The sequence below is a fragment of the Oerskovia sp. NPDC060287 genome, from assembly GCF_042726775.1.
Classification (GTDB): domain Bacteria; phylum Actinomycetota; class Actinomycetes; order Actinomycetales; family Cellulomonadaceae; genus Oerskovia; species Oerskovia merdavium.
The window spans coordinates 1-4,786 of sequence record NZ_JBHXBO010000282.1 but is presented as its reverse complement, the minus strand read 5'-3'; the positions used below and the strand labels follow the sequence as shown (position 1 = coordinate 4,786).

The window sequence follows — 4,786 nt, the reverse complement described above, 5'->3', positions numbered from 1 at the left end:
ACTTCGCGTGCGGTGCTGACCAATTCGTCGAAACCGCGGCTGGGGTCGACCTGGCTCCATGGCGGCCTACGCCATGCGCATCACGGACCTCGACCCGCTGCAGCACGGCCTGATCTTCGAGCGCTTCCTCAACCCGGACCGCGTGTCCATGCCCGACTTCGACGTCGACTTCGACGAGCGTCGGCGCGGCGAGGTCATCCGGTACGTCACGGAGAAGTACGGCGAGGACCGCGTCGCGCAGATCGTCACCTACGGCACCATCAAGGCCAAGCAGGCGCTCAAGGACTCCTCGCGGCTCCTGGGCTTCCCGTTCGCGATGGGGGAGAAGCTCACCAAGGCCATGCCGCCCGCGATCATGGGCAAGGACATCTCGCTCACAGGGATCTTCAACCCCGACGACAAGCGGTACAACGAGGCCGACGAGTTCCGCCAGATCCACGCGGCGGACCCCGACGCGCAGCGCGTCGTCGAGCTCGCCAAGGGCATCGAGGGGCTGAAGCGCCAGTGGGGCGTCCACGCGGCCGGCGTCATCATGTCGAGCGAGCCGCTCATCGACATCATCCCGATCATGCGTCGCCTCCAGGACGGCGCGGTCATCACGCAGTTCGACTACCCCACCTGTGAGGGCCTCGGCCTGATCAAGATGGACTTCCTGGGGTTGCGCAACCTCACGATCCTCGACGACGCGCTCGAGAACATCGTGATGAACGGCAAGGACCCGGTCGAGCTCGAGTCCTTGACGCTCGACGACCCCAAGACGTACGACCTCCTGGGCCGCGGCGACACCCTGGGCGTGTTCCAGCTCGACGGCGGCGGCATGCGGACGCTGCTCAAGCTCATGCGCCCCGACAACTTCGAGGACATCTCGGCCGTGGGCGCGCTCTACCGCCCGGGCCCCATGGGTGCCAACTCGCACACCAACTACGCGCTGCGCAAGAACGGGATGCAGGAGGTCACTCCCATCCACCCCGAGCTCGAGGAAGCCCTCGAGGACATCCTGGGGACCACGTACGGCCTGATCGTGTACCAGGAGCAGGTCATGGCCATCGCGCAGAAGGTCGCCGGGTACTCGCTCGGTCAGGCCGACATCCTGCGCCGTGCGATGGGCAAGAAGAAGAAGTCCGAGCTGGACAAGCAGTTCGAGGGCTTCTCGAACGGCATGAAGGAACGCGGCTACTCGATGGCCGCGGTCAAGACGCTGTGGGACATCCTGCTCCCGTTCTCGGACTACGCGTTCAACAAGGCGCACTCCGCGGCGTACGGCGTGGTCTCGTACTGGACCGCGTACCTCAAGGCCAACTACCCCACCGAGTACATGGCCGCGCTGCTCACGAGCGTGCGGGACGACAAGGACAAGTCGGCCCTGTACCTCAACGAGTGCCGACGCATGGGGATCACGGTCCTCCCGCCGGACGTCAACTCGTCCTCGGCCAACTTCACGGCCGTCGGCAAGGACATCCGCTTCGGTCTGACCGCGGTGCGCAACGTGGGCGCCAACGTCGTGGACGCGATCGTCGCGACGCGCGAGGACAAGGGGAGGTTCGGTTCCTTCACCGACTTCCTCGACAAGGTGCCCGCGGTGGTCTGCAACAAGCGGACCATCGAGTCGCTCATCAAGGCAGGCGCGTTCGACTCGCTCGACCACGCGCGGCGCGCGCTGCTCGTGGTGCACGAGCAGGCCGTGGACTCGGTCATCAGCGTCAAGCGCGAGGAGGCCAAGGGGCAGTTCGACCTCTTCGCGGACCTGGGCGCCGAGGACCCGGCCATGTCGTTCAGCGTCGACGTTCCGGACATCCCGGACTGGGACAAGAAGCAGCGCCTCGCGTTCGAGCGCGAGATGCTGGGCCTGTACGTCTCGGACCACCCGCTGTCGGGGCTCGAGCACGTCCTGACCCGGGCCGCCGACACGTCGATCGCGGCGCTCATGGCCGACGAGGCGCGCCCCGACGGGTCGACCGTCGTGATCGCGGGGCTCATCACCTCGCTCCAGCGCAAGATGAGCAAGAACGGCAACCCGTGGGCCGCGGTCACGATCGAGGACCTCGAGGGCGGGGTCGAGGTCATGTTCTTCGGCGAGACCTACCTCGCCTACTCCACGATCCTCGCGGAGGACCAGGTCGTGGTGCTCCGCGGCCGCGTGCGGCGCCGCGACGAGACCATGCAGCTCCAGGCCATGGAGGTCTCGCTCCCGGACATCTCGACGGTCGCCGAGACCCCCGTGCTCGTGAGCCTGCCCGAGTCGCGCTGCACCCAGCCCGTCGTCGAGAGGCTGCGCGAGATCCTCTCGACGCATCCCGGTGTGACCGAGGTGCACCTCAAGCTCACGAGCCCGGGTCGCACCAAGGTCATGCGCCTCGAGGACACCCTGCGGGTCGAGAAGAGCCCCGCGCTGTACGGCGACCTCAAGGCTCTGCTCGGTCCGAGCTGCCTCACGGTGTGACCGGACGGTGACGAGGGACGGCCTGGCCTGCGGGCCGGGCCGTCACGCCTGGCGCCCTGCAGGGGGGCCGGGCCAGCCGTCCGACCGCGGGCCGCGCTGCGTGTCCGGTGCGTCCGGCGAAGCGTCCCGCCCGGCGGGGCGCTCGGCCGGGCCGACGTAGACTCGCCGTCGTGATCCACCTGACCCCTGAGCAGCGCGTGTTCGTGACCGAGCGCCACCTGGCGACCCTGACCACCCTCCGAGAGGACGGCAGCCCGCACGTCGTCCCCGTGGGCTTCACGTGGGACCCCGAGTCGGGGGTCGTGCGCATCACCACGAACGACACGTCGGTCAAGGCGCTCAACGCCGAGCGGCTCACGCCCTACGGCGGACATCCGCGCGCGGCGGTCTGCCAGGTCGAGGGTGGGCGGTGGATCACGCTCGAGGGCACCGTCTCGCTCTCGCGCGACCCGGACGAGGTCGCCGAGGCCGTGCGCCGGTACACGAAGCGCTACAAGGAGCCGCGGGTCAACCCGCACCGGGTGGTCCTGCGGATCGTCGCCGACAAGGTCATGAGCTCGAGCTACATGGCGTTCTGAGACGCCCGAGGGGCTGGGGGCGTCCTGAGCGGACGTCCGGGGCGTGGCGGATCCTCCGGGCCGGCTGCCGGCCCAGCCCGCCCGGCGCGCGCCCGGTCCGGTTCCCCGGACGGGACGCGCCCGGGTCCCGTCAACCGACGATCGCGCCGATCTCGCCGGTCGGGACGTCGACCGTCACGACGTCTCCCCTGCGGAGCTGTCGGCCGCGACGGGTGTCGACCTCGCCGTTGACCTTGACCTCTCCCTCGGAGATGAGGTCACGGGCGTGGGCGCCCGACTCGACGAGGCTCGCGAGCTTGAGGAACTGGCCGAGGCGGATGACGTCGTCGGTGATCTCCACCGTGGGTGTCGTGGTCATGCACCCATTCTCTCGCGTCCGGGAGGCGCCGGGGAACTGACCACCTGCTGAATGGCCTGGAGGTGGGCTCGCGGCCCGGCCTACGATGGGTCGGTGATCAATCGCATCGACCTGCGTGGTCGTTCCCTGTCTCCCCGTGAGCTCACGGAGATCCTGCCTCGTCCGGAGATCGGCGTCGAGGACGCCGCGGAGAAGGTCGCTCCGATCCTGCACGAGGTCCGCCTGCGCGGCGCCTCGGCGCTGCGTGACCTCTCCGAGCGGTTCGACGGCGTGCGTCCGGTCCATCTGCGGGTCCCGGCCGAGCGCATGGCCCAGGCGCTCGAGACCCTCGACCCGCTCGTGCGCGACGGGCTCGAGGAGGCGATCCGTCGTGTCCGCACGGTGCACGCCGCCCAGCGCCCCCAGCCGTTCGCGGTCGACCTCGCCCCGGGCGCTCAGGTCCGTCAGCGCTGGATCCCGGTGCGCCGCGTGGGCCTCTACGTGCCCGGCGGGATCGCGGTCTACCCGTCGTCGGTCATCATGAGCGTCGTCGCAGCGCAGGAGGCCGGCGTGCGCGAGCTCGCGGTCGCCTCCCCGCCGCAGCGCGACAACGACGGCCTGCCGCACCCCACGATCCTCGCGGCGTGCGCGCTCCTGGGGGTCCAGGAGGTCTACGCGGTCGGCGGGGCCCAGGCGATCGGCATGTTCGCCTACGGTGCCGCGGGCAGCGAGCCGCAGGACGGCGACTACCTGTGCGAGCCCGTCGACGTCATCACCGGCCCGGGGAACATCTTCGTCGCGGCCGCCAAGCGGCTCGTGCGTGGCGTGGTCGGCATCGACTCCGAGGCGGGCCCCACCGAGATCGCGATCCTCGCCGACGGCGGCGCGGACCCGACGCACGTCGCGCTCGACCTCATCAGCCAGGGAGAGCACACGCCCGACGCCGCGGCCGTCCTCGTGACACCGTCGGTCGAGCTCGCGGCCGCGGTCGACGCACGGCTCGTGGACCTCGTCCCCGAGACCAAGCACGCTGCGCGCGTCGCCCAGGCACTGTCGGGCCCGCAGTCGGCGATCATCGTGGTCGACGACCTCGAGCAGGGCCTCGACGTCGTGGACTCGTACGGTGCCGAGCACCTCGAGGTCCAGACGGCCGACGCTGCGGCCGTGGCCGAGCGCGTGCAGAGCGCGGGCGCGATCTTCGTCGGCCCCTACTCGCCCGTGCCGCTGGGCGACTACATGGCGGGGTCGAACCACGTCCTGCCGACCGGCGGGTGCGCGCACTACTCGAGCGGGCTCGGGGTGCACAGCTTCCTGCGTGCGGTCCAGGTCGTCGAGTACTCGGCCGACGCGCTCCAGGAGCTGGCCGACCGCATCGTGGCCGTGGCCAACGACGAGGACCTGCCCGCCCACGGCGAGGCCATCAAGGCGCGC

At 70.2% G+C, this 4,786-nt stretch carries 3 protein-coding genes and 1 pseudogene; 3 read left to right on the top strand and 1 reads right to left on the bottom strand.

The annotated features are described in order from the left end of the window. Positions 1–52: 52 nt before the first annotated feature. Together dnaE and ACFWFR_RS17460 are read left to right on the top strand one after the other, a co-directional pair. Positions 53–2,440 (top strand): annotated as a pseudogene (gene dnaE, locus ACFWFR_RS17465) (DNA polymerase III subunit alpha); the annotation flags it as partial. A 170-nt stretch (positions 2,441–2,610) separates the two neighbouring features. Continuing rightward, a complete protein-coding gene (locus ACFWFR_RS17460; RefSeq protein WP_377623874.1) occupies positions 2,611–3,018 on the top strand; it encodes a pyridoxamine 5'-phosphate oxidase family protein in 408 nt (135 codons plus the stop codon). Positions 3,019–3,148: 130 nt separating this feature from the next. On the opposite strand, the gene ACFWFR_RS17455 is transcribed toward ACFWFR_RS17460, so the two are convergent. After that, positions 3,149–3,376, bottom strand: coding sequence for an RNA-binding S4 domain-containing protein (locus ACFWFR_RS17455; protein ID WP_377623873.1), 228 nt, complete (start codon positions 3,374–3,376; stop codon positions 3,149–3,151). A 93-nt stretch (positions 3,377–3,469) separates the two neighbouring features. On the opposite strand from ACFWFR_RS17455, the gene hisD reads away from it, so the two are divergent. Next, positions 3,470–4,786: histidinol dehydrogenase (gene hisD / locus ACFWFR_RS17450; protein WP_377623872.1), on the top strand; the 1,317-nt coding region annotated here is incomplete at its 3' end.

Coding starts and splice junctions, on each gene's coding strand:
- ACFWFR_RS17455 (WP_377623873.1), bottom strand. CDS start 3,376: ATGACCACGACACCCACGGTGGAGATCACCGACGACGTCATCCGCCTC.